Origin of the sequence: Actinocrispum wychmicini (genome assembly GCF_004345645.1) — a bacterium.
Classification (GTDB): Bacteria; Actinomycetota; Actinomycetes; order Mycobacteriales; family Pseudonocardiaceae; genus Kibdelosporangium; species Kibdelosporangium wychmicini.
The window spans coordinates 564,523-578,846 of record NZ_SLWS01000007.1; the positions used below are offsets into that span (position 1 = coordinate 564,523).

General features: G+C 71.1%; 15 protein-coding genes. All 15 read right to left on the bottom strand.

Annotation, left to right across the window (positions count from 1 at the left end):
- Positions 1-27: 27 nt before the first annotated feature.
- The gene (locus tag EV192_RS32505) at positions 28-819 is read right to left on the bottom strand and encodes a methyltransferase domain-containing protein (protein WP_132122246.1); all 792 of its coding nucleotides are present in this window, start codon (positions 817-819) and stop codon (positions 28-30) included.
- 63 nt (positions 820-882) lie between these two features.
- A complete protein-coding gene (locus tag EV192_RS32510) occupies positions 883-3,609 on the bottom strand; it encodes a DUF5682 family protein (RefSeq protein WP_132122248.1) in 2,727 nt (908 codons plus the stop codon).
- Positions 3,606-4,718 carry an ATP-binding protein gene (locus EV192_RS32515; protein ID WP_132122250.1) on the bottom strand — a complete coding sequence of 371 codons (1,113 nt, stop codon included), beginning with the start codon at positions 4,716-4,718 and terminating at the stop codon, positions 3,606-3,608. Before EV192_RS32515 ends, EV192_RS32510 begins: the two co-directional genes overlap by 4 nt.
- Before the next feature lie 18 nt (positions 4,719-4,736).
- Positions 4,737-6,092 carry a VWA domain-containing protein gene (locus tag EV192_RS32520; RefSeq protein WP_132122252.1) on the bottom strand — a complete coding sequence of 452 codons (1,356 nt, stop codon included), beginning with the start codon at positions 6,090-6,092 and terminating at the stop codon, positions 4,737-4,739.
- Positions 6,089-7,504 carry a hypothetical protein gene (locus EV192_RS32525; protein ID WP_132122254.1) on the bottom strand — a complete coding sequence of 472 codons (1,416 nt, stop codon included), beginning with the start codon at positions 7,502-7,504 and terminating at the stop codon, positions 6,089-6,091. The genes EV192_RS32520 and EV192_RS32525 overlap by 4 nt, the downstream gene beginning before the upstream one ends.
- Positions 7,474-7,968, bottom strand: coding sequence for a hypothetical protein (locus EV192_RS32530; RefSeq protein ID WP_132122256.1), 495 nt, complete (start codon positions 7,966-7,968; stop codon positions 7,474-7,476). The genes EV192_RS32525 and EV192_RS32530 overlap by 31 nt, the downstream gene beginning before the upstream one ends.
- 92 nt (positions 7,969-8,060) lie before the next feature.
- Positions 8,061-8,516 carry a YbaB/EbfC family nucleoid-associated protein gene (locus tag EV192_RS32535; RefSeq protein WP_132122258.1) on the bottom strand — a complete coding sequence of 152 codons (456 nt, stop codon included), beginning with the start codon at positions 8,514-8,516 and terminating at the stop codon, positions 8,061-8,063.
- A gap of 3 nt (positions 8,517-8,519) precedes the next feature.
- Complete coding sequence (locus EV192_RS32540; RefSeq protein ID WP_243727221.1) at positions 8,520-9,017, bottom strand: type VII secretion system-associated protein; 498 nt, start codon at positions 9,015-9,017, stop codon at positions 8,520-8,522.
- Positions 9,014-10,030, bottom strand: coding sequence for a hypothetical protein (locus tag EV192_RS32545; protein WP_132122260.1), 1,017 nt, complete (start codon positions 10,028-10,030; stop codon positions 9,014-9,016). The genes EV192_RS32540 and EV192_RS32545 overlap by 4 nt, the downstream gene beginning before the upstream one ends.
- Positions 10,031-10,078: 48 nt before the next feature.
- Positions 10,079-10,687, bottom strand: a complete 609-nt coding sequence (locus EV192_RS32550) for a hypothetical protein (protein ID WP_132122262.1) — start codon at positions 10,685-10,687, stop codon at positions 10,079-10,081.
- Positions 10,684-10,980: a type VII secretion target gene (locus EV192_RS32555; RefSeq protein WP_132122264.1), complete on the bottom strand. Its 297-nt coding sequence runs from the start codon at positions 10,978-10,980 to the stop codon at positions 10,684-10,686. The genes EV192_RS32550 and EV192_RS32555 overlap by 4 nt, the downstream gene beginning before the upstream one ends.
- Before the next feature lie 18 nt (positions 10,981-10,998).
- On the bottom strand, positions 10,999-12,381 hold the full coding sequence (locus tag EV192_RS56945; protein ID WP_165960737.1) for a hypothetical protein: 1,383 nt from the start codon (positions 12,379-12,381) through the stop codon (positions 10,999-11,001).
- Positions 12,378-13,148, bottom strand: coding sequence for a WXG100 family type VII secretion target (locus EV192_RS32570; protein ID WP_132122268.1), 771 nt, complete (start codon positions 13,146-13,148; stop codon positions 12,378-12,380). The genes EV192_RS56945 and EV192_RS32570 overlap by 4 nt, the downstream gene beginning before the upstream one ends.
- Positions 13,145-13,600: a YbaB/EbfC family nucleoid-associated protein gene (locus EV192_RS32575; protein WP_132122270.1), complete on the bottom strand. Its 456-nt coding sequence runs from the start codon at positions 13,598-13,600 to the stop codon at positions 13,145-13,147. The genes EV192_RS32570 and EV192_RS32575 overlap by 4 nt, the downstream gene beginning before the upstream one ends.
- 15 nt (positions 13,601-13,615) lie before the next feature.
- The gene (locus tag EV192_RS32580) at positions 13,616-14,323 is read right to left on the bottom strand and encodes an ESX secretion-associated protein EspG (RefSeq protein WP_132122272.1); all 708 of its coding nucleotides are present in this window, start codon (positions 14,321-14,323) and stop codon (positions 13,616-13,618) included.
- Position 14,324 lies beyond the last annotated feature (1 nt).

A 14,324-nucleotide genomic window follows, 5' to 3' on the forward strand; every position in this document is an offset into this window, starting at 1 on the left:
GCACGGCTTCGTGACAATTGTGACAGCTCAGTGGGACTTCGTCGCGGTCACGTCGACAAGGAGCGTGCCCAGGTCGGTCAAGTCCTTGGACTGGAAGCTCCGGTGGAACTGGGACCGCGTCGCTTCGGTAACGGTCGCCTGCTCGTGTGGTTCGACCGTCACATCCACGAAGCCCGCCGACTCGAACCCCCGCTGCCAGTCCGATGCCCGCCACCGGTTGGTCACCAGTCGCCGCGAAGTCGCCGCCCGCCAGGCACGCTCGGAGTGCCGCAGGAAGGCGAGCGGGTCTGCGAAGTCACGATGATCGCGCAGGTCGATGCTGTGCGTGGTGACCCCGCCGGGCTTCAACAGCCGGTGGATCGTGCGAAGCGCCGCCGATGGGTCGGCGACGTGTTCCAGGCACGCGGCCGAGAAGACCATGTCGAAACTGCTGTCCGGCAGCGACGTTCGCTCGATCGGCTCGCCCGTGCGGTATTCGATCCGGGCCAACAGTTCGGCCGCGTCCGGCGTGATGGCCTCGTAGAGCGCACGCTGGTTCGTGACAAGAGGGACGACATCGAACGCCACGCCACTGTCGCAGCCGGCAGCGAGGTACATCAGCAGCGCCCCGAGGTTGCCACCCGGGCCGATTTCCAGAACGCGGCCGGAAAGTGGCCGTCCGCCGCTCATCCGCCGTGCCGAGTTCTCGAACACGTCCTCGACGTAGGACACGGCGTTCTTGGTGGGCTCGTACGGAGCCGCACGGGCCTGTTGGCGTCGTCGAACAGCCGGCACCGCGAGGAGTTGATTCTTCAGTAGACCCGTGAAGATGCTCTCCATGGTGGCAGGGTACTGGTCGGCTACCCGCGGTCACCGCAGGGCCGCGCCGTGGCGCCGACTGACTCAGGTCGCCAACAGGTCCTCCAGCGCCATCACGGTGTCCGGGTACTCCTCCAGGAGGGCCGCCCCTGCCGGTGCCACCTGCCACGAGCCGGCACAGCCCAGCAGCCGCGCCATCGCGTCACAGGTCGCCGGGTGCGCGGCCAGTAGTGCGGCGCCCTTCCCAGTGGCCGCCCGAGCAGGCGCGAGTTCCGGCTGGGCGTGCCAGGGTGGGACCCACTCGTCCAGTGTGGCCAGCCGTCCCGGGAACACACGACCGGCCTCGCGGATGAGCAACGGGACCAACTGTGCGCCTCGGGACCGCAGTGTGGTGATCAGGATGGGCAGCCAGGGCAACAGCAGGGGGTCCGGGAGCCGGGCGAAGGCGTTGGACATCGCCTCCACCACGAAGTCCACCAGACCCGGCGCCGGTTCCAGGGCATGCACGAAACCGTTCAGGTACCGCGGATAGCTGGGCAGCGCCAGCGGGTTGCCCAGCAGGTCGTCGCACCGGGCGCGCAGTTCCGCGCGGGAGAGGCGGCCTAACTGGACCTGCGCCGCCCACAGCAGGGCCACCTTGGACGGTTCCTCCGGGTGCGACTGGGCCACGGCCAGTTCCAGCTGAGTACGGTCGCAGCCCAGGGACAACGCCAGCGATTCCATGCTGACCAGGAACCCGAGCATGGCGGCCACCTGGTCGACGGTGGCGTCCTCCTCGGTGAACGCCATCGGGAGCAGCGTGCAGTAGTGGGCGTAACCGGTCCGAACGAAGGACTCGATCCACGACGGCAGAGTGGGTTCGCTGGTGCGGTAGTACGCCAGGAGGCGCCGCACCCGGCGCAGAACCTCCGGCGCGCCGTCGACCGTGCGTTCGCGCGCCAGCACCTCAAGGGCGTGGGTGCCCAGTTCGCCGCCCAGGCGGGGGCTGTGCAGATAGCGGGTGGCGTCCTCCACGGCTTCGAGGACCCGCGCGGTGGTGGCCTGGGGGTCGTAGGCGGCGCGGCGGAGGCGTTGTTCCAGGACCTGTTCGATGCTGACGCCCTCGTAGCCCAGCTCGATCAGGGACCGTTGGTGGGTGCCGATGGCGAGATCCCAGGACTCCTGGATCGGACGTTCGCCGAGCCGGCGTTCGCCCATGATCGGCCGGGCGGCGCCGTGCGGCATCAGGTAGCGCAGCATCCACAGGAGGTCGGAGCAGGGCTCGAGCTCCGGGTGGGCGGCGATGTCGAGCAAGGCCCGCTGCACGCCGCGTTGCTGGAGTTTGAGGTTGAGCGGGGCCAGGCGGTCGTGCACGTCCCGAGCCAGCGGGGGCAGCGCGTCGTAGCCGACCTGGCCGATGCGGTCGCCCCCCATCATGATCTCGACCAGGCGGCCGACGTCCCGACGGCCCGGAACGACATCCTTTTCGATGCACGTGATCGCGGCGTCCTGGAAGTCGTACGGCGTGGGCCGGGCCCGGTCGCGCATGCCGGCCAACAGGATCGAGGTCTCGAAGACCGCGATGGCGTCCGCAGTGGACGCGAGATAGCCGTTACGCCGGGCCGCGCGCACGATCTCCACCGACCAGCCCAACAACTCGGCCTCGTCCAGGCTGTCCAGGACCGGTGGGCGGCGCAGGAAACCGGAAAGCTGGTCCATGGCGGCGACTTCCGGCACCGGAGCGGGCGGCGGCACGGGTTTCTTCGCCTTCCTGCCGCCGGCCTGCCCGGCCAGCTGGAACGGTTTCACCTTGGTGCGCCGTTGGTTCTTGGCCCACTCGGTGGCGGCGATGGACACCGACCCCGCGGCAAGGCCGAACTGCGCCTCGATGGCCGCGTGGCTGGACGGGATCAGGCCGTACTGCCACTTGCTCGCGCTACGCGGGCTGATCTCGAAGCCGTCGGTGCCGCGCACGCCGAACTCCGCGACCCGGCTGGCCGCGTGGAAGGCACCGCAGACGTACAGGCAGTCGGCCGGGTCGGTGCCGGTGGCGGCCAGGTGCTCGCGCATCCGGGTCCACATATGGCGTTCACGGTCCTCGTCCACCCGCACCCGCTGCGGATCGCCGGGCGCGAGCCGCCGGAACAGGCTGCCGATCAGGAACATCACCTGGCGGTAGGTGTCGTGGTCGCTGTCGCCGAGCGGGAGTTCGACGTACTGGTGCCACCATTCCGACCAGTGCCGCACCTTGCCGTGGTGCAGCAGGTGCTCCTCCAGTTCGGCGAAGCGCGGGCGCAGGTCGCCGATCTCCACACCGATCGCGTCGCCGTGCAGCGCGTCCTCATCGGTGGGTGTGGTCTCGGGCTGCTGCCACTGGAACACGTGGTCGGCGGAGCGGTCCACCAACACCAGTTCGACGCCCGGGGTGTCCAGCGCGTAGGCGATCGCCTGGTACTCCGCTGAGGCCTCGGTGATCGGCGCGACCACCGACAGGGGCGCCCACTCGGCCGGGAAACCCTCGACTTCGCTGGCGAACGCCTGCACCGCGACCGGAAGACGGCAGTTGCGCAGTTCGGTGAGCAGCGGCGCCATGTCCTCGCACAGCTCCAGATAGACCACCTTCGGCTGTTTCTCCCGCAGTCTCCTGGCCATCGCCACGGCCGAGGCCGGCGAATGGTGGCAGACCGGGAAGATCTCCATGGGTTCCCGCATCGCGTGGTCGACGTCGTCGACCATGCCGAGCAGGATGCCCTCCAGCGCCCCGGGACCGTCCGCGAAGGCGGCCGCGGCCTCGTGCAACCGCGTCCGCAGCGCGTCGAACGGACCGCTCATGACAAGGTCGCGATCGTGTCGCGGCCGCCGGCCAGGAACTCCGGCCAGAGCCCGCCTTCGTCCTTGCTGCGCGGCTCGACCACGCCGTGCAGGTACTTGTTGAGGATGGCCAGGTCCTCCGGCGCCCGCCGCGACAGCGAGCCGACCAACGAGGAGGCCAGGGTGTGCGCGGTCAGCGCGCGCTCGCCGAAGAAGTTGCTGTGCAGGATGGCGTCCTCCAGCACACCGATCTGTTCGGCGGTGGACAGCGCGGACTCCAGCTTCTCGTCCTCGCTGCCGGCGGCCGCCGCGGCGGCGCGCAGGTCGGCGAAGCTGCGCAGCAGCACGTCCAGCAGAGTGGGCGGCACGTCCAGCTCGATCTGATGGCGACGCAGCAGTTCCTCGGTACGGAAGCGGACGATCTCGGTCTCGCTCTTCCTGTTCGTCACCACCGGGATGCGCACGAAGTTGAACCGTCGCTTCAACGCCGACGACAGGTCGTTGACACCCCGGTCCCGGCTGTTCGCGGTGGCGATCACGGAGAACCCGGGCTTGGCGAAGACGATGTTGTCGCTGTCCAACTCGGGCACCGAGATGTACTTCTCGGACAGGATGGAGATCAGCGCGTCCTGGACGTCGCTGGTGGAGCGGGTCAGTTCCTCGAACCGGCCGATCGTGCCGGTCTCCATCGCGGTCATGATCGGCGAGGGGATCATCGACGTCCGGGACTGGCCTTTGGCGATCACCATGGACACGTTCCAGGAGTACTTGATGTGGTCCTCGGTGGTCCCGGCGGTGCCCTGCACCACCTGGGTGGAGTTGCGGGAGATCGCCGCGGCCAGCAGCTCGGCCAGCCAGCTCTTGCCGGTGCCCGGGTCGCCGATCAGCAGCAGGCCTCGGTCGGACGCGAGCGTGACAATGGCCCGCTCGACGAAACTGCGGTCGCCGAACCACTTCTGCGCGACCGGCCGGTCCAGGCCGTCGGACCGCTCGGCGCCCAGCACGAACAGGCGCACCATCTTCGGCGACAGCCGCCAGGCGAACGGCTTGGGGTGGTCGTCCTGCGCCTCCAGCCAGTCCAGCTCCTCGGCGTACTTCAGCTCGGCGGGGGCGCGCAACAGGTCGGACATGTCGTGCCTTTCACAAAGTCAGGAAGTCAGGAAGGTTTTGAGTTCGTGGACGAGCTTGCGGACGTGGCCGGAGACCACCGGGGTGCCGAGGTCCTTGAACCGCTCCCGGAACCACGGGTTCACGCTGCCGCGGCCCGCGCTGGTCACCGAGCCGACCGGGATGAACTTCGCCCCGGACCGGTGGATCGCGGCCATGTTCTCGAACAGCTCCTCGACGCGGGTCTCGTAGAAGTCGGAGATCCACACCACCACGGTGTTGGTCGGCTCGGCGATCTTCGGCCGGGTCATCGCCATGGCCACCATGCCGTCGTTGCCACCGCCGAGGTTGGTGCGCAGCAAGGTCTCGAACGGATCCGACACCCACGGGGTGAGGTCGAGCGCCTGGGTGTCGTAGGCGATCAGGTGGACGTCCACTTTGGGCAGTCCGGCGAAGATCGACGCCAGGATGGCGCAGTTGACCATCGAGTCGACCATGGAGCCGGACTGGTCCACCACCGCGATCAGCCGCTGCGGCGTGGTCTTCCGCGCGGTGCGCCGGTAGTAGAGCCGGTCGACGTACAGCCGCTCCTCGTCCGGGCTCCAGTTGGTCAGGTTCTTCCAGATGGTCCGGTCGAGGTCCAGGTTGCGGAAGACCCGCTTGGGCGGCACCGACCGGTCCAGCGCGCCGACCGAGGCCTGCTCCACCTCGGCGCGCAGCACCTCGGCCACCTCGTCGACGAACCGACGGATCAACGCCTTGGCGTTGGCCAGCGCCACGCCGGAGAGATTGCCCTTGTCCCGCAACAGTTGCTCGATCAGCGACATGCTCGGCGTGAGCTGTGCGGCCAACGCCGGATCGGCGAGCACCTCACGCAGGTGCATGCGCTTGACCAGGTCCGCCTCGATGGCGCCGAGTTCTGGACCGATCTCCGGGATCAGCGTACCCAGATCGGGCGCGCCGCCACCCGTGCCGGTCCGGCCGGCCTGGCGGCCGCCGCGGAGTTGGCCCGGTCGGCAGCCGAACGCGCGTTCCAGCCAGGCCGCGTCGGCCTGCCAGCGGGACAGCTGCCCGGCCGTGACCGTGCCCGACCCGGTGGCGAAGACGTTCAGCAACACCTTCGACACCAGCGCCGCCCGCCGCACCTCGGCCGCCTTGTCGCGGTCATCCCCGGACTCCGGGACCATCAGGCCCTCGAACTCGGCGGCCAGCCCGGGATGGCGCTGCACGATCGAGTCGACGGCGGCGTTCGGGTCGAGCAACGCCGGCGGCAGGCCGATGTCCTCGACCACGGCGAGGCTGGCTGACTCCAAAGTGGACTGTTCCTCGGCGTCGAACAGCCGGGCCAGCAGCCGCCAGTACAGGACCTGACGGCGGTTGTCGTTCGGATCGGTCATTTGCGCAACAGCCTTCCGGCACGCTCACGCAGCACGGCCGTGGCCTCGCTGGCCGCTTTCTCCGCCTTGACCCCGGCCTTGTCGACGGTGCCCCCGGCCCACGCCCCGGCGTGCAGGGCCACGGTCTTCTTGCGCACCGTGGTTTCGACGGCGAGCGGCTGGACCCGGAAGCTCCCGGCGTCCCACCGGAGCAGGCCGACGCACGCGTTCGAGGCGGCCACCAATTCCGGGGTGAGCGGTCCGGCGGCCGGGACGCGGTCGGCGTCCACCGCCAGCCGCTGCCCGGCGAGGGCGAAGGTCAACGTTTCCCCGACCTGCTCGGCGGTGTAGCCCTCCAGGAAGACGGGCACGACGATGCGGGCCGGGTGCCGGTCCAAGGGCGCCGTCGGCGGGGTGCTCGCCGCGGGCAGGGCCACCCGCGCGGTGGCGAAGGCGTCGGCGGGCTCGCTCATCCGGGCGTGCTCGTCGAGCCACAGCAGGTCGCCCTCGGCGGTGGCCGGCATGTCGGTGAGTTCCATCGACCGGCCCTCGCTGACGGCCGCCAGCAACGACATGTGCGGGCGGAGCAACTGCCAGATCCCGGCGCCAATGACCGTGTCGGGCTTGGCCGTGGACACGCTGGCGCGCACCAGACGGGACGGACCGCCGTCGGTGGGCTCGAACACAGCGTGCACCTGGACCTGCGCGGCGGTCGCATGCTCATGCAGGTCAACCCCGAGCGGTAGAAGACGGCCGGTGACTGTGCCAGTGGCGGTCTCGGTCGCCCCAGGCAGCGTCAGCAGCATCGCGCGCGACCACAGATCTCCCCAGCGGCGCAACGGAATCCGCGCCAACGCGGAGCCGGGGCACGACGCGGCCAACTCGGCCGCGAACCCGTCCAGCAGCGCGGCCAGGCGGCGCAGGCCCGGCTCCGGCAGCAGCGCGGAGATCAACGGCCCAGCCCCGGAAACCAGGTCGTGGTCCATTCCCCGCCAGCCGGCCCGCGCCAGATCCGACAGCCAGGTCCGGGCCGCGACCAGCAGGTTCACCACTGGGCCGCCGCCTGACGCCGGGACGACCTCCGCGCTGCGGACCCGTCCAGTCGCCTGCTCGATCCGAGCCATCAGCGCGTCGTGCACCGAGCCGAACAGAGCGATCCGGGCCGCCGCAAGGGAAACAAAGTGCTCCTCCCCCGCCGCGCCCGCGGCCGCCTTCGCGACCGCCTCGGCCACCCTGGCGGCCAGCGGCGACCCCGCCATCGCATCCGCCAGCACCGTCAACCCGGCGGTCTGATCAGGCGTTGGCCGCAGCAGACCGGCGGCCAACGCCTGATCGACGGCGGCCACGGCGGCGAACACCTCGTCGAGACCGTCGACCAGGTCGGTCAACAGGTCGGCTCGCATCACACCACCGCCCTGGTCGGCGGGAACCACTGCATCTCCGGCAGCGGCGTGGTGGCCGATGGAAGTTCCAGATAGGCAAGATGCCGCAGGAACTGGCTGAACACCGGCGCCGCCGCGCTGCTGTCCCCCTGCGACGGCCGCGCCATCCGCATGGCCCCGGAGATAGCGCTCGCGTCCGTCGCGACCTCCACCCGCAGGTACCTGGCCACCCGCTCCGCGCCGTACTGCACCACCGCCTCGGTGATCAGGGCCTCGATGTGGTTGCAGAACACCCCCCGCGCCCCGCCACACGGCCGGTTGTTGTTGGTACTACAGGCAAACTCGTAACTGCCCGCCGCGACCGACGAGACGTACACCCGCCCGATGTCCGAGCCGCTGGACACCACCCCCTGCAACCGCCCGTCGGCCAGCTCCACGAACGGGACCTTGGCCAGCTTGCGCGGGCGCGCGGGCGGTAGCACCCGGGCCGTGCTCGAACTTTCCCAGTCTGACAACGCACTCCTTCCGCCGCTGCTCTGCCCCGCCGGTTCGGCGGGGTGGGACAGAACTTAGCGGCGGCCACCGACAATTCCGATCTTGCAGTGCCTCACCAGGGGGTATCCCACTCCTCCTCGTCCTCGCGGGCGGGTGTGCGCACGGGTTGGGGAAGGCGCGTCGGCGCTTCGGACGGGGGTGCGGGGTCGTCCTGGGGGAAGCGTTGGTGGTAGGCGTCCACAACGGCCGCGGCATCCGCCGAGTCGCCGACGGTCTCGGCCATCACCGCGCCGACGCGGTCCGCGAGGCCGGCCTGGGCGCGACGCATGCAGGCCATCAACTGGCGCGCGACCTCGGCCGGGCGCATCCGGCCCGTGTCGTCGGACAGCCAGATGTCCGTGGGGATGCCTGATGGTCCGACGGTCACGCGGATCGCTCCGTTCGCAGCCGACTCCGTCACCGACAGGGTCGCGACCGACTCCTGCGCGATCTGGAACCGCCGGGCGCGTTCGGTGACGCGAGTGCTCCACTCGCCGACCAACCGGTCGACGTCTTCTGGCGTGTCCACGGCTCAGCGTCCTCCTTCCAGCGCGTCCCGCAGCACGCGCGTCGACGCCGGCCCGCCCGGGTTCAGCAGGACGTCCACTCCCTCGGGCAGCAGGTCGACCACCTCGGGCAGCGCGATCTGGCGCCACCGCTCGACGGCCACCCGTCGCCGGTGCGCGGCCGCCGTCACCACCAACACGCACGGCACGCCGTCCGGGGCCGGCGCCACGACCGGCCGGTCCTGCTCGTCGAGGGCGACGTCCACCATCGCGTCCAGCAACGTCGGCATCAGCGCGTCGGCGTCGACGGTTCCCGCGACGATCAGCCGCAGCGCGGCGTCCACCGGGTCGGTCGGCACGTCGCGGGCTGAGGGCTGGTAGGCCGGGTTCGGGTGGAAACGTCCGGGCTCGCCGTCGTCGTCCAGCAGCCATCCGCCGACCACGGCCTCGGCCGGCGGCGGACGTTCGTCGGCCGGCGGCCAGGCCGGGTCCAGGAGCATGATCCAGTTGTCCCGCCGGCTCACCGAAACCTGCTCTGTGGGTTCATCTGCTTGAATCGCCCCGGAGCGTCGACGCCCAGGTGTGACCCGGTGTGATCGGCGTCGAGCACCACCGCGTGCGTGCCGGCGAAGACAGGCCTCGTGCCAAGGCCGGGCAGATGCTGCGTGAAACTCGCCGCGGCGCTACCGCCCAGAGCGCCCGCTTTGCACGACAGCAGCACCAAGGGCACGCTCGGCATCTCATGTACCGCCTGCTGAAAATAGTCGTTACTGGCGACTATTCGGGCGTAGGGGGCTCCCTTCACACGGATCGTCATGGTTGTCGAGCCGTCGGCCAGCACATGCGTGGCCGCACCGGGCGGCTTTTCCAAACCTGGGGCCAGCGGGACGTTCACGGTGAACTCGTGCTTGTCCGCGTGCGCGCTGGCATAGACGGCATGATGAAGGCGACCGTTCAGGTTTGTGCGAAAGGTGCCGAGCACCTGATCCGTACGAGGATCGACGGACCGCACCCGGGAGCGGGAACTCAGCTGTTGTGTCCATTGTGGATCAACGTGCTCGTCGTCCGGCTGGGTCGGAAAGACGGTGCCCAACGTGCGGCCCTTGTTCCGCAGCGGCAGGGCATAGGCGTCGCCTGGCTGGAGGTAGCGGGTCCGCCCGTCGTGGCCGCGTCCGGCGATCATCTCGGGCAGGTCCGGCCGGGGGTTCGTCCTGGTGGGTCGGAGGTTCTGGTGCGCCTGCTGGTACTCCCGCTCGGCCTGCGACGGGGCGACCGGCCGAGGTGCACGCGGCGGCACGGGCCGAAGCCGCTCCCGCGCCTGCTGGTACTCCAGCTCCGCCGGCGACGGCCGGACCGGCTGAGGCACCCGCGGCGGCACCGGCCGAAGCCGCTCCCGCGCCTCCTGGTACATCCGCTCCGCCGACGACGAACCGGCCGCTTTGGGGAAGCGGATGCCCGCGGTCAGGCCGGTGGCCTTGCCGACCTGTGCGCGCAGGGCGCCTTGTGACGCTGCGGCACCGCGGGCGGCCGCGGACACCCCGCGAGACGGTGAACGTGACGTTGAGCGAGACGATCCGGGCATCGGCTACACCCATCTCGCGATGACGGCGGCCGAGTCGGCGAGCACGTCGGCCAGTGCGCCCGAGTCGGCATTGAGCACGGCGTAGTAGGCCGGCAGCCGGCCGATGAGGTCGTTCACGCAGCCCGCGACGGCCGCCTGGATGCTCGCCCGTGCGGTGCCGGCCATGTCGCCCGCCGACTCCACAATGGACACGATGCAGTCGGCCGCCTCCGCCAGCGCGGCCAGGCCGCCGTGCTGGCCGGTCGCGTGGCGCCGGTAGCCCTCGGCCGCCGGCCCGCGCCATTCCATGGTGTGCTTGCGCGCCGTGCCGTCGAGGCCGGCGCCGGCCTGGCGGGCCAGTTCCGCCACCCGCCGCCAGCGCTGGACGTAGTCGGCGACCGCCGCCGGGTCACCGGCGAACCACTGCTGGGCCTCGCGCATCGGCGCGAGCTGCTCGACCAGGCCGGGAATGCCCGCCCTGGACAGCACCTCGACCGGATCCGGCGCTGCGCCGAGGCGGCCGACGCCGTTCACCGCCATACCCGCGTCCGGATGCACCCAGTCGCCGTCACGCACCGCCGCGCTGATGTCCGCGAGCTGAGCGGCGATCACGTAACCGGAGTCAGCACTCATGACAGCTCCGCCGCGTTGTAGGAGTCCACCTGGTCGTACGCGACGGCCGTGGCGTGCACGCCCGTCCTGCTCGCGGCGACCGACTCGACGCCGGACCGGAACGCTTCCTGGGCGGTCTCGGCCAGCGGCGCGACCATCGCCGCGATCGGGCCGCCACACGGGCCGAACGCGGACGGCGACAGGTGGGCCGCCAGCGCCGCCGCCAATGCGTCCTGGAGCTGGTCCAGCACGCCGCCCAAGTGCTGGGCGTGGGTCACCAGCGCGCTCGACTCGACCTCAAATCCGGCCGGCATCGGCGATCCTTTCCCTGGTCATCGGCGTTTCTCCGGCGGCTGGGCGCCGATCACCGGCGGCGGCGGGTTCCCGTCCGGCGCCGCGAAGACCTCTTCGCCCTTGATGTAGCCCGCCGACTTGCGTTCCTTCTCGCCGCCCTGGCCGCCGCCGGCCGCCGAACCACCCATGGGCGGCATCGCCATGCCACCCGCCCCGGGTCGAGCAGTTGCACCAGCGGCACTACCGGCCGGTGGCGGGCCGGTGACCGGCGCGGCGCCGGTCGCCATGGGGGCGCCGGCCGGGCCGTTCCCGGGGCCGAAACCCCCACCGCCGCCCGGATGCGGCATCGCGGCCGACCCGCCGCCGGACAGGGGCACCGCGGCTGCCTCCGACACCCGGGGCGTTCCGCTCGACGGCACCTCCGGCGCCCGAGGGATCCCGCCGGGTGGCATCCCCGAAGTCCCGCCCGGCGTCCGGGGGACCTCACCCATGGGAACCCGCACGGGCTGACCTTCGCCCGCCCCTGGCAGCCTCGGCATCGCCGGCGACGATGGCGTCACGGGCATGCCCGACCCCGGCGGTCTCGGCATGGCCGGCACCGGCGGCATGGCGGGCGTCCGCGCCAGACCTCCCTGCGGCATGGTCGGCATCGGTGGCACGGCGGGCGTCCGCGCCAGACCTCCCTGCGGCACCGTCGGCATCGGTGGCACGGCGGGCGTCCGCGCCAGACCTCCCTGCGGCATGGTCGGCATCGCGGGCGTCCGTGCCGGATCTCCCTGCGGCATCTTCGGTATAGCCGGCATAGCGGGCATGGCCGGCCGGCCGCCCGGCATCGACGGATCGACGCCGGCGGGCCGGGTGGCGCCCGGGCCGTCCGTTGTGGGCCGAACGATCGGCCGGGGCAGCTTCGGCGCGCCGGGACCGCCGCCCAGGCCGGCGGGAAGGTCCACCATGGCCGGGAGCGGAGTGATCACCGGCCGTCCGGAGTCGTCCCAGGGCCCACCGGACCTTTGCGGCCCGGTCACCGGCATCGGGCCGTCCCGCCACGCACCCGATCCGCTCGGCCCGATCCCCCCAGGCACCCGCGTCGGCCCGCTGGGATCCGTCTCATCGTTGTAGACGCCGCCGAACATGTCGGCGTTCCGCTGGTCCATGGCTTCGTACTCGGCGGCGGTCTGCTTCGTGCCGGCGGCGGCGTTGCGCACCGCCGTCGCCGACGAGCCCATCAGCCCGCACATCCGGTCGGCGCTGGTCTTGGCCGCCGCGGCGAACTCCGTGGCCGCGGTGCCGAACATGGCCGGCCCCAACTCCAGGGTGCCGACGTTCTGCCCGCTCTCGTCCAGGATCTCGGCGCGGCTCGCCAGCCGGCCGCCGAACGCGCTCAGCGCGGCCGTCACCACTGCGAAACCGTCGTCGCTCATGCCGGGCTCACCCCCTTCGCGCCGACCGCCTTCTCGAAGCGGGCCAACGACGTCACGATGTCGCCCGAGATCTCCTCAAGCGTGCCGAGCCGGCCGACCTGCCGCCCGAGCGCCTCCTTCAGCATCACGATCCGCCGGGTGCACTTGATCACCGTGGTCACCGCGGCGATGACCGCCCCCGCGATGAAGATCGCGATCGACGCGCCGAACGTCCAGAAGGCCAGTGCGATCGCGGCGATCGCGCCCGGGATCAGGTCCGAGATCGTGTTCACGATCAGGTCGCGGACCACCTGGCGCAGGGTGATCACCATGCCGCCGGACACCGCGAGCAGCGTGCCGAAGCCGCCGACCGCTTTGGACAGCCCGGCGATCTCGTCGCGCAGCAGCTTCATGCTCGACCGGTAGGCGTCGGCCGCGCCGCCGGTCCAGTCCTGCAGGCTGGTGATGTCGTCCCGCTGGTCGCGGGCCAGGAACTTCAGGTCGTCGGAGACCTTCGCCAACCGGTCCACGTCGGCCTGGATGGCCGCCGGGTTGCCCTGCAGCTTGTCGATCGGCTCGCGGATGAAGCCGATGCTGTCCACCAGCCAGCCGACACCCGCGCTGAACAGCGACGCCACCGGGTCGGTCGTGCTGGTGTCCGAGCCGCCGACGTTGCCCATGCCCTCGATCACGTGGCCGAAGATCGGCACGCCCTCGTTCTTGCTCTCGTTCTCGAGCTTCGTCACCCGGCTCTCGATGCCGAGCGCGACACCCTCACCGGCGGTCACCACGGCCTCATCTCCTCCTCGTCGTCATCGGCCGCCGGCGGCACCGGGGCCGCAGCGCGGGGTGCTGGTGGCTCCTCCTGCGGAAACGGTTCGGTCGTCGCACTGTCGTCGGGGTCGTCGGGCGGCTGGTAGGTGGCGAACATGCGCATCGCCTCGGTGCCAGCGCCGAGTGGCGCGAACGCCTCGGCCACGTTCGCGGCGGCCCGCCGCTGGGCGCGGCCGACGGTCTGCATGATCAACCCGGCGAGCTGCGTGGGGGTGCGCTCGCCGGCCCGGTGACCGAGGCTCAGGCCCTGCAGTCCGCCGTTGGGCCCGATGGTGACCACGACCGCCTCGTCCGGCGAGCTCATCGTGACCGTCGCGTTCTCCAGACCCTCGTGCAGCACCGCGACCTTGCGTTGCAGGTCGTCCATTGTGGACTGAATGTCGGTCACCCAGCTGTCCGGTTGCATCCGGCTTTCCCTCCGTCAGTGGTCGGTCGCGGCGAGCATGTGCTCCAGCCGCGCGATGATCCGGTCGTTGTTCGCCGGCGCGAAACTCACCCACTCGCCTTCCCGCACGGCGAGATAGCGCCCTTTGTCGGTGTCGAACCACGACAGCAACGTCGCGCCCCGCCGCATCACGGTGCTCTGCGGCGCGCGAGTGCTCAGCCCGAACTGGCCGCCGCGCAGGTGGTCACCGGCCAACTCGGCCAGCTCCCATTCGGCGGCCCTGTCCAGCGCGTCCCAGCGCAGGGACAGCGCCTTGCCCGGTCCGGGCGCGCTCGGCGGCAACAGGGTCGCGGCCGAACGCGCCAACGCGGTCGTCCGGATCTCGGACAGGGCCACGCGCTCGTTGTTCAACGTGGCGAGCACCGCGCTGTGACCGTCGCTGGCGGCCAACGCGCGCACGCTCGTGTCGATGTAGCCGACGATGTCGATCGACACCTGGTGCCGCGCGAGCACCCGCAGGATCGAATCCAGCCCGACGTCGAGTCGCCCCCGAGGGAACATTCCCCGGTCCCGCAACGCGTCGTAGACCTGGACGCGGACACGTTCGCGGTGCGAGGCGTAGCGGCCGACGCTCGGCACGTCGACCGGATACGGCATGCGGCCAAGGCCAAGATCGGACCACAGGATCTCGTACTCCGCCGACGACAGCTCGAAATCCGCCGCGACCATCCCGTGCAGGGCCACG

Bases quoted from the DNA above. Each gene is read 5' to 3' on its own strand.
- EV192_RS32550 (WP_132122262.1), bottom strand. From the start codon at position 10,687: ATGAGTGCTGACTCCGGTTACGTGATCGCCGCTCAGCTCGCGGACATC.
- EV192_RS32575 (WP_132122270.1), bottom strand. From the start codon at position 13,600: ATGCAACCGGACAGCTGGGTGACCGACATTCAGTCCACAATGGACGAC.
- EV192_RS32520 (WP_132122252.1), bottom strand. From the start codon at position 6,092: ATGACCGATCCGAACGACAACCGCCGTCAGGTCCTGTACTGGCGGCTG.
- EV192_RS56945 (WP_165960737.1), bottom strand. From the start codon at position 12,381: ATGAGCGACGACGGTTTCGCAGTGGTGACGGCCGCGCTGAGCGCGTTC.
- EV192_RS32555 (WP_132122264.1), bottom strand. From the start codon at position 10,980: ATGCCGGCCGGATTTGAGGTCGAGTCGAGCGCGCTGGTGACCCACGCC.
- EV192_RS32505 (WP_132122246.1), bottom strand. From the start codon at position 819: ATGGAGAGCATCTTCACGGGTCTACTGAAGAATCAACTCCTCGCGGTG.
- EV192_RS32515 (WP_132122250.1), bottom strand. From the start codon at position 4,718: ATGTCCGACCTGTTGCGCGCCCCCGCCGAGCTGAAGTACGCCGAGGAG.
- EV192_RS32510 (WP_132122248.1), bottom strand. From the start codon at position 3,609: ATGAGCGGTCCGTTCGACGCGCTGCGGACGCGGTTGCACGAGGCCGCG.